1 pseudogene is annotated in these 1,369 nt (G+C 60.6%); it reads right to left on the bottom strand.

Features of this window, described 5'->3' with window-relative positions:
- Nucleotides 1-50 precede the first annotated feature (50 nt).
- Nucleotides 51-1,200 (bottom strand): annotated as a pseudogene (locus HT737_RS24740) (acyl-CoA dehydrogenase family protein).
- Nucleotides 1,201-1,369 lie beyond the last annotated feature (169 nt).

Raw genomic sequence — 1,369 nt, 5'->3', positions numbered from 1 at the left:
GGATGCGTTTCCCTGTTAGGAGCTGCCGAAAGGCTGCGATCTTTTTGCTTTTAAAGCCCCATCTGCTTGCTGATGATTTCGTTCATCACTTCCCGCGTCCCGCCGCCGATCGACAGAATACGGTTATCCCGATACAGCCGCTCCACCAGGCTCTCGCGCATGTAACCCAGGCCACCGAGGATCTGCACCGCTTCGCGGGTGATCCGGTCCGAGGTGTCCGTGGCGACGTTCTTGGCCATGGAAATTTCCTTGATCACGCTCTGCCCCGCCGCCATTTTCGCCGCTTGCCGATAAGTGAACTCGCGCGATACTTCCAGCGCCGTGGCCATTTCGGCCAACCGATGTTTGATCACCTGAAACTTGCCGATCGGCTTGCCGAATGCTTCACGCTCGCGCGCCCATTTCAGCGCTTCTTCGAGGGCGAGCTGCGAGGTCATGTTGGCCATCAACGCCAGCGCCAGCCGTTCGCTCTGGAAATTGCCCATGATGCAGGCAAAACCCATGTTCTCGGCGCCGATCAGATTGCCCACAGGCACCCGGCAATCGTCGAAAAAACAGCTCAGCGGTGTCCGAGGCCCACCAGCCCATTTTTTTCAACTGGCGGCCGACGGAGAAGCCGGGGGTGCCCTTCTCGATCAACAGCAGGCTGACGCCGCCAAAACCCGGCGCTCCGGTGCGCACGGCGACGGTATAGAAGTCGGCGCGTACGCCACTGGTAATGAAGGTCTTGCTGCCGCTGACCCGGTAGACGTCGCCGTCACGCACGGCGCGGGTTTGCAGGTTGGCGACGTCGGAACCCCCGCCGGGTTCGGTAATCGCCAACGCACTGATTTTCTCGCCGCTGAGCACCTGCGGCACGACACGCTCGCGCACCTCGGGCCGGGCCCATTTGACGATCGGTGGCAGGCCGATATCCAGCGAACCGAGACCGGCGACCAGACCACCGGAACCGCAGCGCATCAGTTCTTCGCTGGCGGCAACCTTGGCGAACAGATCACCTTCGTGGCTGCCACCCAGCGCTTCGGGATAACCGATGCCAAGAATCCCCGCCGCCCCGGCCTTCAGGTACAGCTCACGGGGAAAGCCTTCGGCTTCTTCCCACGCGTCAATGTCCGGCAGGATCTCGCGCTCGACGAAACGTCTGACGCTGTCGCGAACCATTTGGTGGCTGGGGTCGAAGTATTCCTGAAAGGCAGGCATCGGCGAACTCCATCGAAGGGTTGGCCGACGTTAACCGAGCGCTTGCTTGGTTTTCAACACAATTGTGTGAATCAGCCAAATCGAGGTGCGCCCATCGCTGGCAAGCCAGCTCCCACAGGTTTCTTTAGTGTGCACAACATTTGTGAACGACCGAAATCACTGTGGGAGC

Origin of the sequence: Pseudomonas sp. MD195_PC81_125, assembly GCF_014060985.1 — a bacterium.
Lineage (GTDB): Bacteria > Pseudomonadota > Gammaproteobacteria > Pseudomonadales > Pseudomonadaceae > Aquipseudomonas > Aquipseudomonas parakoreensis.
This window is presented reverse-complemented; position numbering and strand designations above follow the sequence as displayed.